Consider the following 14,759-nt stretch of genomic DNA (forward strand, 5'->3'; position numbering starts at 1 on the left):
TGGTCTCCTCAGTGGGGGGTTGGTGAAGGCTGTGCTCGGCGGTGGTTGGTGGTCTGGTGGCCGCGGCCGAGCCGTTCGGCGTCATGGCCGCGCCCGCAGCAGAAGTCCGGTCTTGCTCGACATTGGGCTCAGCCCGCCGCCCTTCTCGGGCGTTCTCGCGCTGTGGTCTCGCTGGCCGGAGGCAGTTCGGCGCAACCCGGCTGGTGGTCGGACGCCCTCAGGTTTGCCCAGGCGGGTTGGGTGTCGTGGTCGGGGTCGAGGTGGTCGCCGAGGTCTGCCAGGGTGGCGACACGGGTGACGGGGGCCTCGGTGGAACAGTCGGGGCAGCGGTGGAGCAGCAGCCATGACTGGCCGGGGGTGGTGTGGTCGGGGAGGAACCGCCATGCGTGCCCGGTGGCGGGGTCGGTGACGGTGATCAGGTCGCCGGGGACCTCGCCGGTTCGGGTGGGGTAGGTGCGGTGGGGGTCGTCGATGACGAGCACGGTGTCCACGGGCACCTGCAGGGCGGCGGCGATGGTGCGGGCGACGCGGGCGCGACGTGCCCACCGGTTCCATGCCTCGGGATTGTCGTGGCGGCGGTGGAATCCGTCAGGGTCGGCGGCGCGGTGGGTGCGAGCGGCGTGCACCGCCCGCTCGGCCAGTCCGGACCCCTCGATGGTCATCGCGACCATCCGAGGGCGTCGGCGGCGGACTCGGGCAGGTGACCGACCTGCTCGCCCACGCCGAGCCACACCACGGGTGGTTCGGTGGGCGGGGCGCCGTCGCCCTCGGCGTCGTCGGGGGTGCGCACCACCCGGGCGAGGAGGTGTTCCATCGGGTAGCCGGGTTGGGTGGCGACCCGCAGGAGTGTGGTCGGTTCGTGGACGGACAGGGCGGCGATCGCGGCACCCACGGTCGCGAGTGCGGTCGTGTCGGTCATCGTGGTCACCTCGTGTGGTGTGGTCGGTGTGGTGGCGGTGGGGCCGGGCGGGTTCAGCGGGCGGCGCGTAGGGCTGCGGTGGCGGCGCGTCCGATGATCTGCGCCGTCGCGGTGATGGGTGGGATGGTGTCGCGGTGGTGCTGAACCAGCGCGGCTGCCCGTGCCGGCTTGGTGGCGGGTGTGGACCATCCGCAGGTGCACGAAGCGATCACCGTGCCGTTCGGGCGCGTGGTGGTGTCCGGGTCGTGGACCTCGATTCGGCGGACGCTCGCGCCGTCCAGCGGGGTGTCGTGGTTGCTGGTGGTCAGCCACAGCACCGCGCACCCGGTGGCGCGCAGTCGGTCGAGTTTGCGTTGTCCGTCGCGGCGGGGCTGGTCGCGGAACTGGCCGTCGGAGACCACCACCAACAGCCGCGCCGCGCCGGGGCGGGACAGTCCGAGGGCGCCGTCGAGGGCGTCGATGGCGGTGGGGATGTCCTCCCAGTTGTCGCTGGAGGCGAACTCGGTGACCTCGGCGGGGCACTTGCCGGGGCGGGTCAGCGGGCGGACGTGCCGTCCGAAGATCACGCTCGCGGTCTCGGCGGGCACCCTGGTGTGGTGTGCGGCGTCGGCCAGGATCCACGCCGCGGAGGCCACGTGGGCGCACGCCCACCGCATGGAGCCGGACACGTCGCACGCCACCCCGAGCCGCAGCGGCGGGGTCGGCACCGGGGTGCGTGTGACGCGGGTGAACGGTTGCGCGGTGACCGTCGCGCCGGCGGCGCGTTGCGCTTCGGCGGCGCGCACCCCGCGCATCCGCAACCGCCCCGGTGGCACCTCCGAGGCGGACTTGACCGCCACCCGTTCGCGGATCCCGGCGGTGTCCAACGCGCGCGCCAGTACCCGCGCGGCGGTGCGCTCCTGCGGAATGGGCGGGCGGGTGCCCGCGAGCCGGGTTGTCCCGGTCCGGGGACCGCCGGCGGCGAACACCCGCCGCGTCGCCTTCTGCGCCGCCTTCTCGGCGGCGTCTGCCTTCGCCTTTTTCGCGGCGGTGACGGCGGCGGGGTCCTCGGGTGCGTTCTCCCGTGCCACCTTCGCCGCCACCCCGTTGAGTACGGCGGTGATCGCGTCCGCCAACGGTGACGGGTCGGCGGGGGCGTTGTCGTTACCGCTGCCGGAGGTGCCGCCGGACGGGTCGGGGGTGCCGGACGGGTCGGGTGCCGCGCCGGGGTCGGCGGGGGTGTCGGGGTCGGTGTCTGGGTCCGTGCCGAGGATCTCGCACCACTGCCGTCCGAGGTCGAGCATGGTCTTGCCGTCGTCGTCGGCGGTGCGCAACGCCGTGCGCCACAACGCCCGCAGCTTGTCCAGTGGCTCCTCTCCGAGCACGTCCCGCACCACCCGCGCGACCGGGGCGACCTCGGCGCGGGTGAGCACCCCGCCGTCCGCGCGTCCCAACAGCAGGGCGGCGGACCGGGCGGCGTCCGCGCGGGTCATGTGCGGGGCGGTGGCGGGGTCGGCGAACAGGTGCAGGTCGGCGGCGACGATGCCGCGCACGCACGCCCGCAACCAGTGCCGGTCGTCCGGGCGGCGGCGGACCTGTGCGGCTTCCATGCGGGGCTCTTCCAGCAGCATGGCGGCGGCGACCACGCCGGGCGGGGCGTCGTCCGGGGGCGCCCAGGCGGTGTGGCGGGCGTGTCCGCACTCGTGGGTCAGCGCACCCCACGCCGGGGCGTAGCGCGACCGGTCGGACAGGTTCGAGGGGTCCGCGGTGGCCGGGTCCACGCCGAGGTGGTCGCCGTCGACCTCGATCAGCGCGCGGGCGGGGTAGAAACACGCCGGGGCGCCCCCGCCCGCGCCGGGGGCGACGCTGACCACGAGGTCGTAGCGGTCGGCGATCACGGGCACCTCGTCGGCGAAGGCGGCGGACAGGGTCAGCCATTCGGGGCGGGCGGGGAACACGGCGGCACCGGTGGCGGTCGGGTCGGCGGTGAAGTGGCTGTTCACGGTTGCGGGTCCTTTCACGACGGTTCGCGGGTCGGCGGGGTGGCGGGGTTCACCGTTTGGCGGGGGTGACGCGGGCACCGAGGGCGAGCGGGGCGACGGGGCGCCCGAAGACGTCGCGCACGACGGCGGCGACGGTGTCCCGGTCCTCCTCGGGCGCGATGCCCACCAGGTTCGCGGCGGCGGCGTCGGAGCCCAGCACGGCGGTGATCTTCTTGAAAGCCAACAACTCGCGCAGTTGTGGCGCCCACCCGACCTCGCCCTTCGCCTGCCGGGTGGCGAGGTTGCGCGCCACGCGCACCGCCTTGCCGTCCACGCCCAACTGGTCGGCGAGGTCGTAGTCGGACGACACCACGACCTGTACGGAGAACCGGGACGCGAGGGCGTCGCTGAGCACCGCGCCGTGCACGCCGGGGTTGTGCCCTGCGACCACGTAGAACCCCGGCGCGGCCTGCACGACCTCGCCGCCGTTGGCCTTGATCACGATCTGTCGGCGTCCGTCCATCGCGGGGTAGACCACGGCGAGCACGGTCGGCGGGATCAGCGTCGCGTCGTCGACGAACAACGGCACACCGTCGCGCATCGCGCGGACCAGCGGACCGTGCACGAACACGAACTCGCCGTCCGGGGTTTTGGTGTAGTCGCCCACCAGGTCGGCGACCACGGTGTCCCCGTCGCCCTGCACCGTGACGCAGTCCGGGAACGCCGCCTCGACCACCGACGTCTTGCCGGTTCCGGGCGGTCCGTACAGCAGCGCGGCGACCCCGGCGTCGCGCAACCGCCGCAACGCGGTCACGTCCGGCAACGAGGTACCCGCCACCAGGCGCGGGTGGTACTCCATCCCGTTCGGGCGCATCACGGAACCGGTCACCGTGTCCGCCGATCCGACCTCCCCCGATGCCGGACCGGCCGCCCCTGCGCGCGCGGTGGTGCTCGCGGGCGCGGTGGTCGGCGGCGGGGCGGATGGCTTTGGGCGGGGTGTCCGGGGCGATGCGGGGATGATCACGGACGCGGCGACGGATTCCGTGGTGACGGTCGCCCGGTATGCCAGCGGCGCGGTCGAGCGCAGTTCCGCCTCGCCCCGGTCCGCCAACACCTTGCACGCGTTGCCCACCGCCCCGGACGACCGGTTCAGCGTGCGCGCGATGTCGCGTGGGGTGAAGTGTTTGCTTGCATCGTCGGCGAGGACCTTGGCGACCATCGCGCGCAGCTCACCGCTGCGCAACCGCGACGCCGACGCACCCGCCGGAGTGCTCGGCACGGTGCCGGCGGGTGCCGGGACGGACGGCGTGGGCGTGGTCATCGGGAACCGTCCCGTCGACCGAGGGCGGCGGCGACAGTCGCCACGATCACCGGGAACGGCACCCGTGTCAGCCGTGCGCGCCACGCCCCGGCGTACGCGTGCACGGTGAGGTCCAACGGATCGGCACGGTCGATCACAACGCGGGCATCCGTCACCGGATGGCGATACACGCGCCCACTCGCACCACTGACGAAGCCGCATTCGGCCAGCCAGTCGCACAACGTCGGCGGATGTCGAATCGGATGGCGTGGGCGTGGTCATCACGGCGTTCCTTTCGGTTGTCGGGGCGGTCAGGCGGCGAACGGGAACTCGGCGGCGTCGGCGTCGTTCTGGTGCTGTGCGGCGTCGGCGTCCGCCGCGTCCGGGGTGGCGTGGTCGGTCGACCATCCGCAGCAGCAAAACGCGGTGGCGGTTCCATCGTCATTCGTCACGGTGTCGGCGTAACACATATTGGGCTCCCCGTTTCGACATGGCTCACGCCGGGCGTGGTATTCGGTGCGGCTTCCGGTTCCCCGGCGACAATTCAATTATGACTCCACACCGCGCGGCGCGCAACAGCTTTGGCGGCACATTTTCAAGACTCTTTTCGATCGGCCCCGACGTCACCATTTCGGAATCCCCGATACGCGCCCACACGCTTCCGACTGAAAACCAGTCACGTTTCCCTAGGTCACCGAGCAACAAAGCCGAGGGAGTCGAACGGTAAAACGAAAACCGGCGGCACGCGTGAGAAATGAAAAGGAAGAAGTCGAAGGACATCAAGAAGGAAGGAATTGAAGCAGAAGGAAAGAAGCAGGAAGACAGGGGCGACCGCGGAGCCGGGACGGCGGGCAGCCGACCACCAGTCCGCCCCGATGTGTTCACCGGCTTGTGGCCAAGCGAGTCTGGGATACCAGCGGATCCCCTACGGAGCCTCTGACCGGTGTCTTTGCGGGCCGGAGGGGGTGGCGCTCTAGCAGGATCCCCAACCTGAGCCCCAATGTGATCCCCCGTGTGAACCCCCAACGGAAGTGACCATGCGCGCTGTCGATCCCCACCTTGATTACACAAAGTGACATTTCGTCGGAGTTGGGCTGAGCGAGAATGCCTGGGCGACTTCGGCCGTTCGACGTAGCGCGTGGAAGCTCGATACTCGTCGCCAGGAGAGACGGAGGATGAAGGAGCCATCGCGCCGAGCGGGCACGATTGCCGCGACGGCAGCCTCGGTGAAGGGCCTGTCGCAGGACGTGACGAGCGGGGCCGGCAGAGAGGGCTCGGACGGTGAGCATGGGGAATCGCGGTGACGGGTCGAGACGGAAGGGCCCCTTCGTGGACTGTATGACATGAGAAGCCTTTTCGGGGGCAAGGACAAGAGGGCATCCGCCATCCTGGTGGCACCCCGGGGCAGCCCGCTGCGTCGTAGAGGTTCTTTCCACGGTCAACTCGTATTCATCGACGAGGATTGGACGGACAAGCACGCCGTCCTGCACGATAGCATTCTGTCGCGCACACTGAAAAAGAATGCGCGAGCGGGTCTCATCGTTCGCGAGAGTTGCGATGGGTCTTTCTCGGGGAGCCGCATACTCGTTGCCCCCGGCGGTCGCGGAGGTGTTGAGACCGGCAGAGCCTTCTGATCGAGTGGACTCGTGCGCATCCGGAATCGCTCTCGCAGGCGCGGGGGCACAGCCGTCGAAGTGGCTTGGAGACGTCCATTCTCGATGACGTCGTCAATCTCGACTTCCCGGCCGGGGCCGGTCGATTTCACGCTTCCGACCGTCGCCTTCGTGCCGGTGGCGCCGTCGGGTGACCCGACGCCGCGCACGAGGCCGCCGGCGGGGTTCATCCCGATCGACTGTGCCCGCGGTCGGCTCGTCCCGGTTCGCCGGGGGCATCGTGGCGACGACGTAGCCGGTCGGCCAGGTCGACGGCCTGGTGCGTGGGCCGGTCGTCGACTTCGGCGAGTCGTGTGGTGAGCAGGGTCAGGGTGCGTGGGATGGCGTCGAGCTGTCCGAGGCGTTCCTGCAGGCGCATGATGTCGCGGTAGATCAGTTCGTTGTGCGGGTCGAACGCCCGCGCGATCTCGAGCAGGTCCAGCGTCTGTTGCGGGTCGTCCTTGACGAGGGCTCGGGCCAGGGCGGCGACGGCGTCGATGGCGTCGCGGCGGATGGCCTCGCGGGCGGTCTCGATCCAGTCGGTGGAAAGTCCGTCGGCCAGAGGGCCGGTGTAGCTGTCGACGATTCGCCGGTACGCCGCGACGCGATCGGTGTCGGTGACGGCGGAGCGGCGTGCTGCCACGGCCGCGGCGAAGTGGTGGTAGTCGACCCGCACGAGGCCGGCGTCCAGCCGGTAGCGGCCCTCACCGACCACCACGAGGTCCGACAACGCGTTGCTCGTTGCGGCGGCCAAGGAGCGGCGTAGACGCGAGAGCGCGGTGTTCATCGCGTTGGTGGTCCGCTCCGGTGGGCTCGTGGCCCACAGGGCGGCGATGAGCGCCTCCCGGGTTGCGCCGTCGGGGTGCAGCGCGAGGAAGACCAGCAGTTCGCGCAGGCGCGGCTGGAACGCCGAGGTGATCTCGCGCTCGGCCATCTTGAAGGTCTCGCCGTCGGGTGTTGCCGACGCGGGACGCCACCACATCCGCGGCGGCCCGAGCACGCTGACGCGCAACGGCGCGGACGATGCCTTGCGCGACTCGGCGGGGCCCTGTGATTCGTTCCCCGCCGACAAGCCGTGTCGGTGGGCTTCACCGGCGTCCTGGGTTGCCGGGTCGTCGTCGGAGGGAACGGGTTGGACGGGGCGTAGCCGAGGATCGAGTGATGTCGCCGGGGCGGGCTCCGGTCGAAGGATCTCCAGCTCACCGTCGCTTCGCCGGCCGTCATCGCTGGACGCTGCCCGTACCTCCAGGTCGGAGTCGGCGACCGGCGCCTGGACGGTGCTCCCGGCGCGTGTGTTCTCGCTGCCCGCGGGTCGGCGATCGTCAGGGCTCGCGCCGTGGTCCGCCACGGTGTCCGGAGGCTCGGCGGTGACGGGACCGGGAGCGTCCACGACGACGCGGGGACGCGCCACGCCGGCCGGACGCTGGTCGTCGAGGGCGGTCCCGGTGAGCTCGGGCTCGTCGCCGGGGTCGGCGTGACGCAGCAGGTCCAGCAGGTCGGCGAGGTGATCGTCGCCCAGCCGGAACACGTGCGCGCCGCGCAGGGGTTCGCCGAGTCCGGGGTTGGTGGTGGAGATGGTGCCGTCGTCGCGGACGTAGGCGGTCACTCCGGTGCTCCACTGGCCCAGCAGCAGTCCGGTCACGCCGACGGTCGAGCCGTTGTCCAACACCGCTTGCAGCCGTCGGGACTGCCGTTCGGGTGCGCGGGCCACCAGCACAACCGGCCCCCGCGAGCGGCCGGTGGACCGGTGTTGGCCGAGGCGCACCAGGGTCTCGGCTTCGAGCACGTCCAGGGCGGCGTCGAGGTCGTCGGTCACGTGCAGGCTCGTCGGAAGCGGTGCCCTCGCCGGCGACCGGGCCAGCAACGCCTCGAGGTCGCCGGCTGGGACGACCACTCTGGCCTGCCCTTCTCGGGTGGCCAGGGCGGTGACGAGCAGCGCGCGCACTGCGGTCGTGGCGCCCGCACCGAGCAGGCCGAGTCCGCGCGCGGCGGCCAGGTCGAGGGCGATCTCGCGGCCGTCCCGCACACCGACCGGCAGGACTGCTGTCCGGTCGTCGAGGACGTTGTCGTCAGCACCGGGCACGACCCGCGGCTCCGGTGCCCGCCGCGGTCGCTCGCCCGGCCGGTCGAGGTCCGGTTCGTCGTCGCCGTCGAGGTCGGGCTCAAGGTCCTCGTGGTCGGTGCGCAGGTGTGCCAGCCGCAGCCGGTAGACCACCGGGGCGACGGGGAGGTCGCTGCGCTCGCCGCTGCCGGGCCGGTAGCGGCGCCGGTTGTGGCGGCGCGCGGCGACCAGGGCGGCACTGACCGCCGAGGCCAGGCCGAGGCCGACGAACAGCTCCGTGCCCCAACTGAACGCCGGGTCGTCGGGGGCGCCGGCGTTCGGCGCTTGGGTGCCTGGCGCCTGGGTGGGTTGGGGAGTTCGGATGGTGGCAGGTGGCTGTGTTGTGGAGTGCGGCGGGCTGTCGGGAGGGGGTGTGGCGGTGGTCGGGGGTGCCGGAACGAGCTGTGGAGGAGGTTGGGCGGGACGTGTCGCGGGCACGGTGGCGTCGTCGGGCAAGGCCATCTCCTCGCCGGGGAACACCAGGCTGGGCCGGGTGAAGGTGCCGCCGCCCGGCTGTGGTTTGCCCTTGTTGAGCTCGTAGATCTCCGGCCAGCGGTTGCCGTCTCCCAGGGTGCGTTGGGCCATCCGCCACAGCGAGTCGTAGACGCCGGTTCGCGGGTTGTAGGCGAGTACCACGGCGGACTTGGCGCGGGCGGGCCGCTCGGCGGCGACACCGGGTGCCGCCCGATGCGGCGCGGTGTAGACCACCGGACGAACCTGGACCGCCGACCGCTCGGGTGCCGGATTCCAGGCCGAGGCCGCGGCGACGACATCGGCGCCGACGGACCCGGCGGAGGACGCGGGTGCGACGGGGAGGTCGGCTCGCTGGCCGAGTAGAAAGATCAGGACCGCCCCGACGAGCGCGGCGGCGATCCGATGCACCGGTCCGGCCGCCGACAGGTCCGGCATCCGCGCGTCGCGGACGACGTCGATCGCACAGCGGGCGACGTCGAGGGCGAACATGGCCCACACCAGCCAGGTCAGGCAGGCGAGGAAGTCCAGCAGGAACGTGGGGGTCATCGGGCCGAGCAGGACACCCTGGACCTCTGCCCAGGAGGGCGGGTGGTGCGGCAGGGGCCGGCCGACGAAGTGCGTCAACGCCCATGGCGGCCCGGCCAGCAGTGCGGCCAGCACGGTGGCCGCCAGCACGCCGCGCACCAGCCTCCCGACCGCGCGCAGTACCCGCCCGGCGCCCGGCCACGTCCAAACTCGCGGTGGCCGATGCGGCGTGCGGCGGGAGGGATGCGGGGTTGCGGCCATGACGTGCTCGTTTCCTTAACAGGCTTGGACGTAGTCGCGTGCTGTCCCGGTACGCGACGGCGTAGAGGCCCCGTGCCGTGGATGCCCCCTCACCGGCGACGTGGACGCGGGCACGGATCAACTCGCGCGGGCAACGGGCGGCTCGGATGTGTCCGTTCGGGCGGCGGCCGAGCCGTCACCGTGCCTCTGCTCGGGTGCCGGTGCTCTCGATCCGGACGAGGAGGGCACGTCACCTTGCGCGCCGGTGGTCGCGGCCTTCCTTCGCCTGCCGCGGCCGGGCTTGTGCCCTGCGAGCCACCCGGTGAGGTCGGATGGCTTGAGGTCGGTGAACGCCGCCAACTCGTCGACGTCGATGACGTCCTGGGCGCGGGCCACCACCTCGCCGAGCTCGCGTTCGACCTCGGCGAGCCGGGCGACGATCTCGGCCTGGCGTCGAGCGAGTTCGCCGACCTGCTGCGCGGCGGCGGCCCGCCGCGCGCTGCGGGCGGTGTCGGCCTTCTCGACGCGTTGGCGGATCTCCTCGGAGGTTGCCATGCTGCTGTCCCTTCTGTGCGATGCCGTGTTCACGACAGGTGACCGTGTGGTCATGGGTCGATCGCGGTCACCCCGCGCTGTGGGTGTGCGCTGCCCTGCCCGTGCACGTGGAGCGATCCGATACCGACCAGGCCGAGCAGCTGTGTGGTGTGCGAGGCGGTCACGGTGACGGTGACGGTGTCGCCGGAGACGGTCACCGTGCCGGTGGCGCCCTCGGCGGCCAGGTGCGCCCGGGCGTCGGCGACCGCCTGGGCGGGCACGAGCCGCAGGGTGCCGTTGCCGCGGTAGGCGGTGAGGTCGATGGCCTGGGCGCCGGCGCGGGCGGCGGCCTCGGCCTGGCCGGTGGCCCGTACTTTGGCGGCCAGCGCGAGGCCGCCGTCGAGGGTGAGGCCGGCCAAGGCCAGGATGCCGACGGTCAGCGCCAGGACGAACGCGGTCACCCCGCCCTCGTCGGCGCGCCACCGCCGCAGGCGTGTGCGCCACCACGTCGACCACGAGGTCGACCACCGGCTGCGTCGGGCATGGCCGTCTCGCCGGTTCATGTCTCGCCCCCGGTGTCGGGGGTCGAGCGCCAGAGGTCCACGGGTTCGACGGAGGTGGCCGACAGGGTCGTGCCGCCGGGCACGCCGAGGATGAGCGCGTCGCCGAAGTCGACGGTGCAGGACACGGTCACGCTGACCGTGCCGCCGGGACGCAGGCCGCCGGTCGACGTGGACACCGACAACGACGCGCACGTCACGCCCGCCGACGAGAGGGCGCTCGCGGCGGCCGACTGGGCCGCGGTCGTCGCGGTCGTTGGGGTGCGTTCGATGCTGGCGGCGCGAGCGGCCTGGTGGGCGGCGTCGTCGATGCGGATTCGCGCGTCCACCCCTCGGTGGATGACCGCCCCGACGAACACCAGCAGCATGACCAGGAACGGGGCGGCGATGGTGACTTCGGCGGCCACCGAGCCGTCATCGGCACCCCACCAGGCCACCCACTCCCGCCGGCCGGGGCGCGTGCGGTCGTGACGCCCGCGTGGACGGGTGACGGGTGCACGGGACGTCGTCGGGCGGACCATCGCGATCACCGGCCTGTCGGGTCGGGGACGAAGCGTTCGACGGGCCCGACGGCTTCGGCGCGCACCGGCAGGCTCAGGAACGGCACGACCGGGGTCGCGGTGCCGCTGACCCGTACCGAGGCCCAGGCGGCGTTGCGATCGGAGGCGACGGTGGAGCCGGTGAGCGGGCCGCTGGCGAGCTGGTCGAGCAGTTGCCGGGCGCTGGACGTGCCGGCCGCGGCGGTCCCGTTCTGGGATCGTGCGACGGCGAGCCCTTGCGAGGCGGCGGCCTGGGCGATGTGGGTGGCGTGTGACCAGAGCGCGAACTGCACGATGGCCAGCAGCATCAGCAACAACAAGGGTGTCGCGATGACCAGTTCCGCGCTGACCGAGCCACGATCACCGCGCAGCGCGCGACGGACCCGGCACCGTCCGGCGCGAGTCGCTGGTGACCGAGTGTTGTGTTTGTGGCTCATGGGGATCACATGGTGATGCCGTTGGCCTTTTCGGTGACCTTCGCGATGACGATCGCGATCACCGCGAGCGCGGCCACGACCAGCAGCGCGGTCACCAGGACGGTTTCGGTCGAGTACCCGGCGTCCGGCTGACGCCGCAGCTCCTCCCACCGTGCTCGTACCACTGTCCACAATGCCTCCATTTGCGCGCGCATCGTGTTGTCCTCCCTTGTCGGTCAGGTTCGATCGTTGTCCGCGCCGGATGTCACAGTCCATGTCAGAGTCCATTGAGGACCTGTGTGAGCGCGGGGTAGGCGATGAAGGCCAGGAACCCGAGGAACAGCGCCATCACCGGCAGGCTCATGCGCTCGGTGGCGGCTTGGGCGTCGCCTTCGGCCTCGGTGATCTGGTGGGTGCGCAGTGCGCCGGCCTTGGCGGCCAGGGAAGCGCGGACCTTGGCGCCCTCGGTGCCGGCCAGGCTGACCGAGGCCGCGAGCTCGGCGAGCTCGGTGACGTCCAGTTCCTCGCCCAGCCGGCGCAGCGTCGCCCACGGGGTCGTGCGCGTGAGGCGGGCGGTGTCCAGAGCGCGGTGGAGCTGCGCGAACGCCCATCCTCGTCCGATGGTGACCGAGTCGCCCAGCGCGCTGTCGACCCCTGCTCCCCCGGCCAGGGTGATCCACACCAGGTCCAGGTAGGCCGAGAGGGCGTGGCGGAACCCGGTGCGCAGCTTCGCGGCGGCGGAGCGGGCCCGCAGGTCCGGCAGGACGAACCCGACGGCCGCCAGGACTAGTCCGGCGATGATCGGGAACTCGAAGCCCGGTCCGAGTCTCGCCACGGTGAGGACCACGGCCGGCAGGACCGGGAGCAGCAGGCCGACGATGGTGAGCGTGGCTTTCTCCGCCAGGTGGGTCGAGGTCGAGCGGCCGGTGACCGCCAGGTCCTTGGCCAACCGTGGGCCGGGGAGCCCGACCGCGCGCAGCGGGGCGACCGCGGGTCGGCCGAGTCGCGCGGCCCAGCCGGTGTCGTCGGTGGCGAGGATGGGCGCCGGAGCGGGTGCGGCGGTGGCGTGGGCCAGGACCGCGCCGAGGGCCGGTCGTGGCGGGAACAGGTAGACCGTCAAGGCCCACAGGCCGATCCCTGATCCGATGCCCAGGGCGATAAAGGTGATCACGGGTTCACTCCTGCCTCGCGGTGACAAGAACCGGTGTCGGGCCGGTCGCCGGGTCCCGGTCGAAGGCAGCGAGGAAGCGGTCGGGCTGGGCGACACGGGCGATGCGGTTGAGCCACGCGAACCCGGCGGCGAAGAGCGCTCCGATGCCCAGCAGCACGATCTGTCCGGCGGCGCTGTCGTAGGCGTCCATGTAGTCGCGGTTGAGCAGCACCACGGCGACGGCGAAGGCCAGGGTGGTGCCGACGATGACGCGCACCGAGGTGCGGGTGCGGGTGCGTCCGGCCTCGACGCGCATCCGCATCGAGGCTTGCCCGCGGGCGGCGTCGGCCAGCGAGCCGAGCAGGTCGGCGAGCTGGCGGGTCTGTTGTTCGGCGGCCAGCAGCAGGGCGGCGATGACCAGGTCGCCGACCGGGTCGTCCAGGTGTTCACCGAGGCGACGTAGGGCGGGCGCGAGCCGGTCGCCGTTCTCGATCCCGGCGGCGAGCTCGCCGACCTCGCCGCGGATGGCCGTCGGCGCCAGCGGTGCCGTGGCGAGGATGGCCTGCTCGAGCCCGGCGGCGGCCGACAGGGTGTCGCGGAGCATCTCGGTCCAGGTGGCGATGGCCTCGATCCGTGCGACTCGGCGGGCGTGCTCGGGGTCGCGGCCCAGCACCCGCGGGAGTGCCCAGGCGGCGAGGCCGGCCAGGACGGCGCCGACGACCCAGCCGGTGAGTAGTCCGGTCACCACCCCGGCGGTGATGGCAAGTGCGATCCGCAGGCCGCGGTGCTGGTCGATGGCCCGGGCGGCGCGGGTCCGGGTGCGGCGCCGGCGCCGGGGGTCGGTGCCGCGCCGGCCGAGGACGAGCAGCAGCAGGCCGAGCCCGGTGCCGACGCCGAGCAGAGCCGCGGCGGCCGTGGTGGGGCTCAAGGTGGCGTTCACGGCGTCCACCAGCCTTCGGGGTTCTCCAGCACGCCGGGGTCGAAGCCGACGTCGACCAGGTCGTCGAGGGTGTCGCGGCGCAGCGCTCCGGCCACGGGGCGCGCGCGGCGGTCGGGGCCGGGGCGGTAGACCTCGTTGGAGATCACCTGCGGGCCGTCGGCGCCGACGACCTCGCGGATCGAGGACACGACACGGGTGCGCCGGTCCTCGGCGCGGGCCAGGTGCACCACAAAGTGCACCGCCGAGGCGACCAGCAGGTTCGTGGCCTCCAGCGGGAGCCGCTCGACGCCCTGGGCGGCGTAGGACGCCAGGCGGGTGAAGGCGATCCGGGAGCTGGAGGCGTGCAGTGTGGCCATGCTGCCGTCGTTGCCCTGGGACATGGCGTTGCACATCGGGATGACCTCGGGCCCGCGGATCTCACCGACGATCACCCGGTCCGGCGACATGCGCAGACCCCACCGGACGAGCTCGCCCTGGCTGATCGCACCCTCACCCTCGACGTTGGCTTCGCGGGCCTGAAAGGCGGTCACGTCGGCATGGACATCCGGGTCGTGGTCCAAGCCGAGTTCGACGGTGTCCTCAATGGTGACGATGCGTTCCAACGGGTCCATCTCCGAGGCCAGCGCACGCAGCAGGGTGGTCTTGCCCGCGCCGGTTCCGCCGGTGATCAAAACGTTCTTGCGGGCCTTCACCAACGCCCGCAGGAACGCCTCCAAGCCGGAGTCCAGGGTTCCTCGGCGGCGCAGCTCGGGCAGAGTGACGGTGAGGTAGCCGTGACGACGGATCGACAGCGCCGTCACCCCGCCCGCGGTCAGGCCCATCACGGCGAACAACCGCTCACCGCCGGGGAGCTGGAGGTTGACCGCCGGGGAGCCCTGGTCGAACCGCCGCTCCTGGCTCGATGCCCTGGCGGCGAGCAACCGCACCAGGTCGGTCAGTTCCTCGTTCGAGCCCGCGATCGGGCCGACCGGGGCGCGGCGGCCGTCGTCGTACTGCACGAACACCCGGTCGAAGCGGTTGGCGTTGATCGTCTCCACGCTCGGGTCGTCCAGCAGCGGCTGAAGCCCGGCCATGCCGAACAGCTCGTTGACGACCTCCCCGACGACCCGCTGCTCCACCTCGCGCGGCAGCAACCGCCGGCCCGCGGCCAACTCGATCTCGGTGTGCACACGCAGCCCTTCGTCGAGGATGCCGCGCGCCAGCTCACGCCGGGCCTCGCGGCTGGCGGTCGTCCCGGTACGGTCCTGCCGATCGGCCACCCGCCGCGGAAGCTCGGCGTTCAACCGCTCCCGCAGGTGCTGCCGCAGCCGTGCCGTGGCGGCCGACATGTCAGCGGTGTCCTCGTCGGGCCCCCGACCCGGCGGCGGCACACCGGCGTCGGGGCCAGGTGCCGCGCCGCCGAACGAGGCCGGTCCTGGCGGCTGTGGGTAAGGGCGGAGCGGCATCGG

At 72.4% G+C, this 14,759-nt stretch carries 15 protein-coding genes; 1 reads left to right on the top strand and 14 read right to left on the bottom strand.

Translation table 11 applies throughout. The features are described from left to right. Positions 1–128: 128 nt before the first annotated feature. The 4 genes from ACWEFJ_RS30680 to ACWEFJ_RS30695 are packed head-to-tail and all read right to left on the bottom strand — an operon-like array spanning position 129 to position 3,769. Positions 129–662: a hypothetical protein gene (locus ACWEFJ_RS30680; RefSeq protein WP_449715854.1), complete on the bottom strand. Its 534-nt coding sequence runs from the start codon at positions 660–662 to the stop codon at positions 129–131. Beyond that, on the bottom strand, positions 659–919 hold the full coding sequence (locus ACWEFJ_RS30685; RefSeq protein ID WP_449715855.1) for a hypothetical protein: 261 nt from the start codon (positions 917–919) through the stop codon (positions 659–661). Before ACWEFJ_RS30685 ends, ACWEFJ_RS30680 begins: the two co-directional genes overlap by 4 nt. A 53-nt stretch (positions 920–972) precedes the next feature. After that, a complete protein-coding gene (locus ACWEFJ_RS30690) occupies positions 973–2,901 on the bottom strand; it encodes a vWA domain-containing protein (protein WP_449715856.1) in 1,929 nt (642 codons plus the stop codon). 49 nt (positions 2,902–2,950) lie between these two features. Next, complete coding sequence (locus ACWEFJ_RS30695) at positions 2,951–3,769, bottom strand: AAA family ATPase (protein ID WP_449715857.1); 819 nt, start codon at positions 3,767–3,769, stop codon at positions 2,951–2,953. Between the two features lies 1 nt (position 3,770). On the opposite strand from ACWEFJ_RS30695, the gene ACWEFJ_RS30700 reads away from it, so the two are divergent. Next, a complete protein-coding gene (locus ACWEFJ_RS30700; protein WP_449715858.1) occupies positions 3,771–4,310 on the top strand; it encodes a hypothetical protein in 540 nt (179 codons plus the stop codon). A 181-nt stretch (positions 4,311–4,491) separates the two neighbouring features. Here the strand turns inward: ACWEFJ_RS30700 and ACWEFJ_RS30705 are convergent, their stop codons facing one another. The 10 genes from ACWEFJ_RS30705 to ACWEFJ_RS30750 all read right to left on the bottom strand — a co-directional run bounded on the left by ACWEFJ_RS30705 (position 4,492) and on the right by ACWEFJ_RS30750 (position 14,639). Then, entirely contained in the window at positions 4,492–4,650 is a 159-nt protein-coding gene (locus ACWEFJ_RS30705) for a hypothetical protein (RefSeq protein WP_449715859.1), read from the bottom strand. Between the two features lie 1,369 nt (positions 4,651–6,019). Next, complete coding sequence (locus ACWEFJ_RS30710) at positions 6,020–9,091, bottom strand: BTAD domain-containing putative transcriptional regulator (RefSeq protein ID WP_449715860.1); 3,072 nt, start codon at positions 9,089–9,091, stop codon at positions 6,020–6,022. Between the two features lie 219 nt (positions 9,092–9,310). Beyond that, the gene (locus tag ACWEFJ_RS30715) at positions 9,311–9,760 is read right to left on the bottom strand and encodes a hypothetical protein (RefSeq protein ID WP_449715861.1); all 450 of its coding nucleotides are present in this window, start codon (positions 9,758–9,760) and stop codon (positions 9,311–9,313) included. Between the two features lie 17 nt (positions 9,761–9,777). Next, positions 9,778–10,167, bottom strand: a complete 390-nt coding sequence (locus ACWEFJ_RS30720; RefSeq protein ID WP_449715862.1) for a hypothetical protein — start codon at positions 10,165–10,167, stop codon at positions 9,778–9,780. A 98-nt stretch (positions 10,168–10,265) separates the two neighbouring features. Next, positions 10,266–10,673, bottom strand: coding sequence for a pilus assembly protein TadE (locus tag ACWEFJ_RS30725; RefSeq protein WP_449715863.1), 408 nt, complete (start codon positions 10,671–10,673; stop codon positions 10,266–10,268). A gap of 119 nt (positions 10,674–10,792) precedes the next feature. After that, positions 10,793–11,242, bottom strand: a complete 450-nt coding sequence (locus ACWEFJ_RS30730) for a TadE/TadG family type IV pilus assembly protein (RefSeq protein WP_449715864.1) — start codon at positions 11,240–11,242, stop codon at positions 10,793–10,795. A gap of 5 nt (positions 11,243–11,247) precedes the next feature. Continuing rightward, entirely contained in the window at positions 11,248–11,406 is a 159-nt protein-coding gene (locus ACWEFJ_RS30735) for a hypothetical protein (RefSeq protein WP_449715865.1), read from the bottom strand. A 92-nt stretch (positions 11,407–11,498) separates the two neighbouring features. After that, positions 11,499–12,392: a secretion system protein gene (locus ACWEFJ_RS30740; protein WP_449715866.1), complete on the bottom strand. Its 894-nt coding sequence runs from the start codon at positions 12,390–12,392 to the stop codon at positions 11,499–11,501. A 4-nt stretch (positions 12,393–12,396) separates the two neighbouring features. Then, positions 12,397–13,320, bottom strand: a complete 924-nt coding sequence (locus ACWEFJ_RS30745; RefSeq protein WP_449715867.1) for a type II secretion system F family protein — start codon at positions 13,318–13,320, stop codon at positions 12,397–12,399. Further along, positions 13,308–14,639, bottom strand: coding sequence for a CpaF family protein (locus tag ACWEFJ_RS30750; protein ID WP_449715868.1), 1,332 nt, complete (start codon positions 14,637–14,639; stop codon positions 13,308–13,310). The genes ACWEFJ_RS30745 and ACWEFJ_RS30750 overlap by 13 nt, the downstream gene beginning before the upstream one ends. Between the last annotated feature and the right edge of the window lie 120 nt (positions 14,640–14,759).

The organism is Actinosynnema sp. NPDC004786, assembly GCF_053601135.1.

What these genes read in the sequence shown, in the direction of transcription:
- ACWEFJ_RS30680 (WP_449715854.1), bottom strand. Translation starts at nt 662, where the DNA reads ATGACCATCGAGGGGTCCGGACTGGCCGAGCGGGCGGTGCACGCCGCT.
- ACWEFJ_RS30685 (WP_449715855.1), bottom strand. Translation starts at nt 919, where the DNA reads ATGACCGACACGACCGCACTCGCGACCGTGGGTGCCGCGATCGCCGCC.
- ACWEFJ_RS30705 (WP_449715859.1), bottom strand. Translation starts at nt 4,650, where the DNA reads ATGTGTTACGCCGACACCGTGACGAATGACGATGGAACCGCCACCGCG.
- ACWEFJ_RS30730 (WP_449715864.1), bottom strand. Translation starts at nt 11,242, where the DNA reads ATGAGCCACAAACACAACACTCGGTCACCAGCGACTCGCGCCGGACGG.
- ACWEFJ_RS30750 (WP_449715868.1), bottom strand. Translation starts at nt 14,639, where the DNA reads ATGTCGGCCGCCACGGCACGGCTGCGGCAGCACCTGCGGGAGCGGTTG.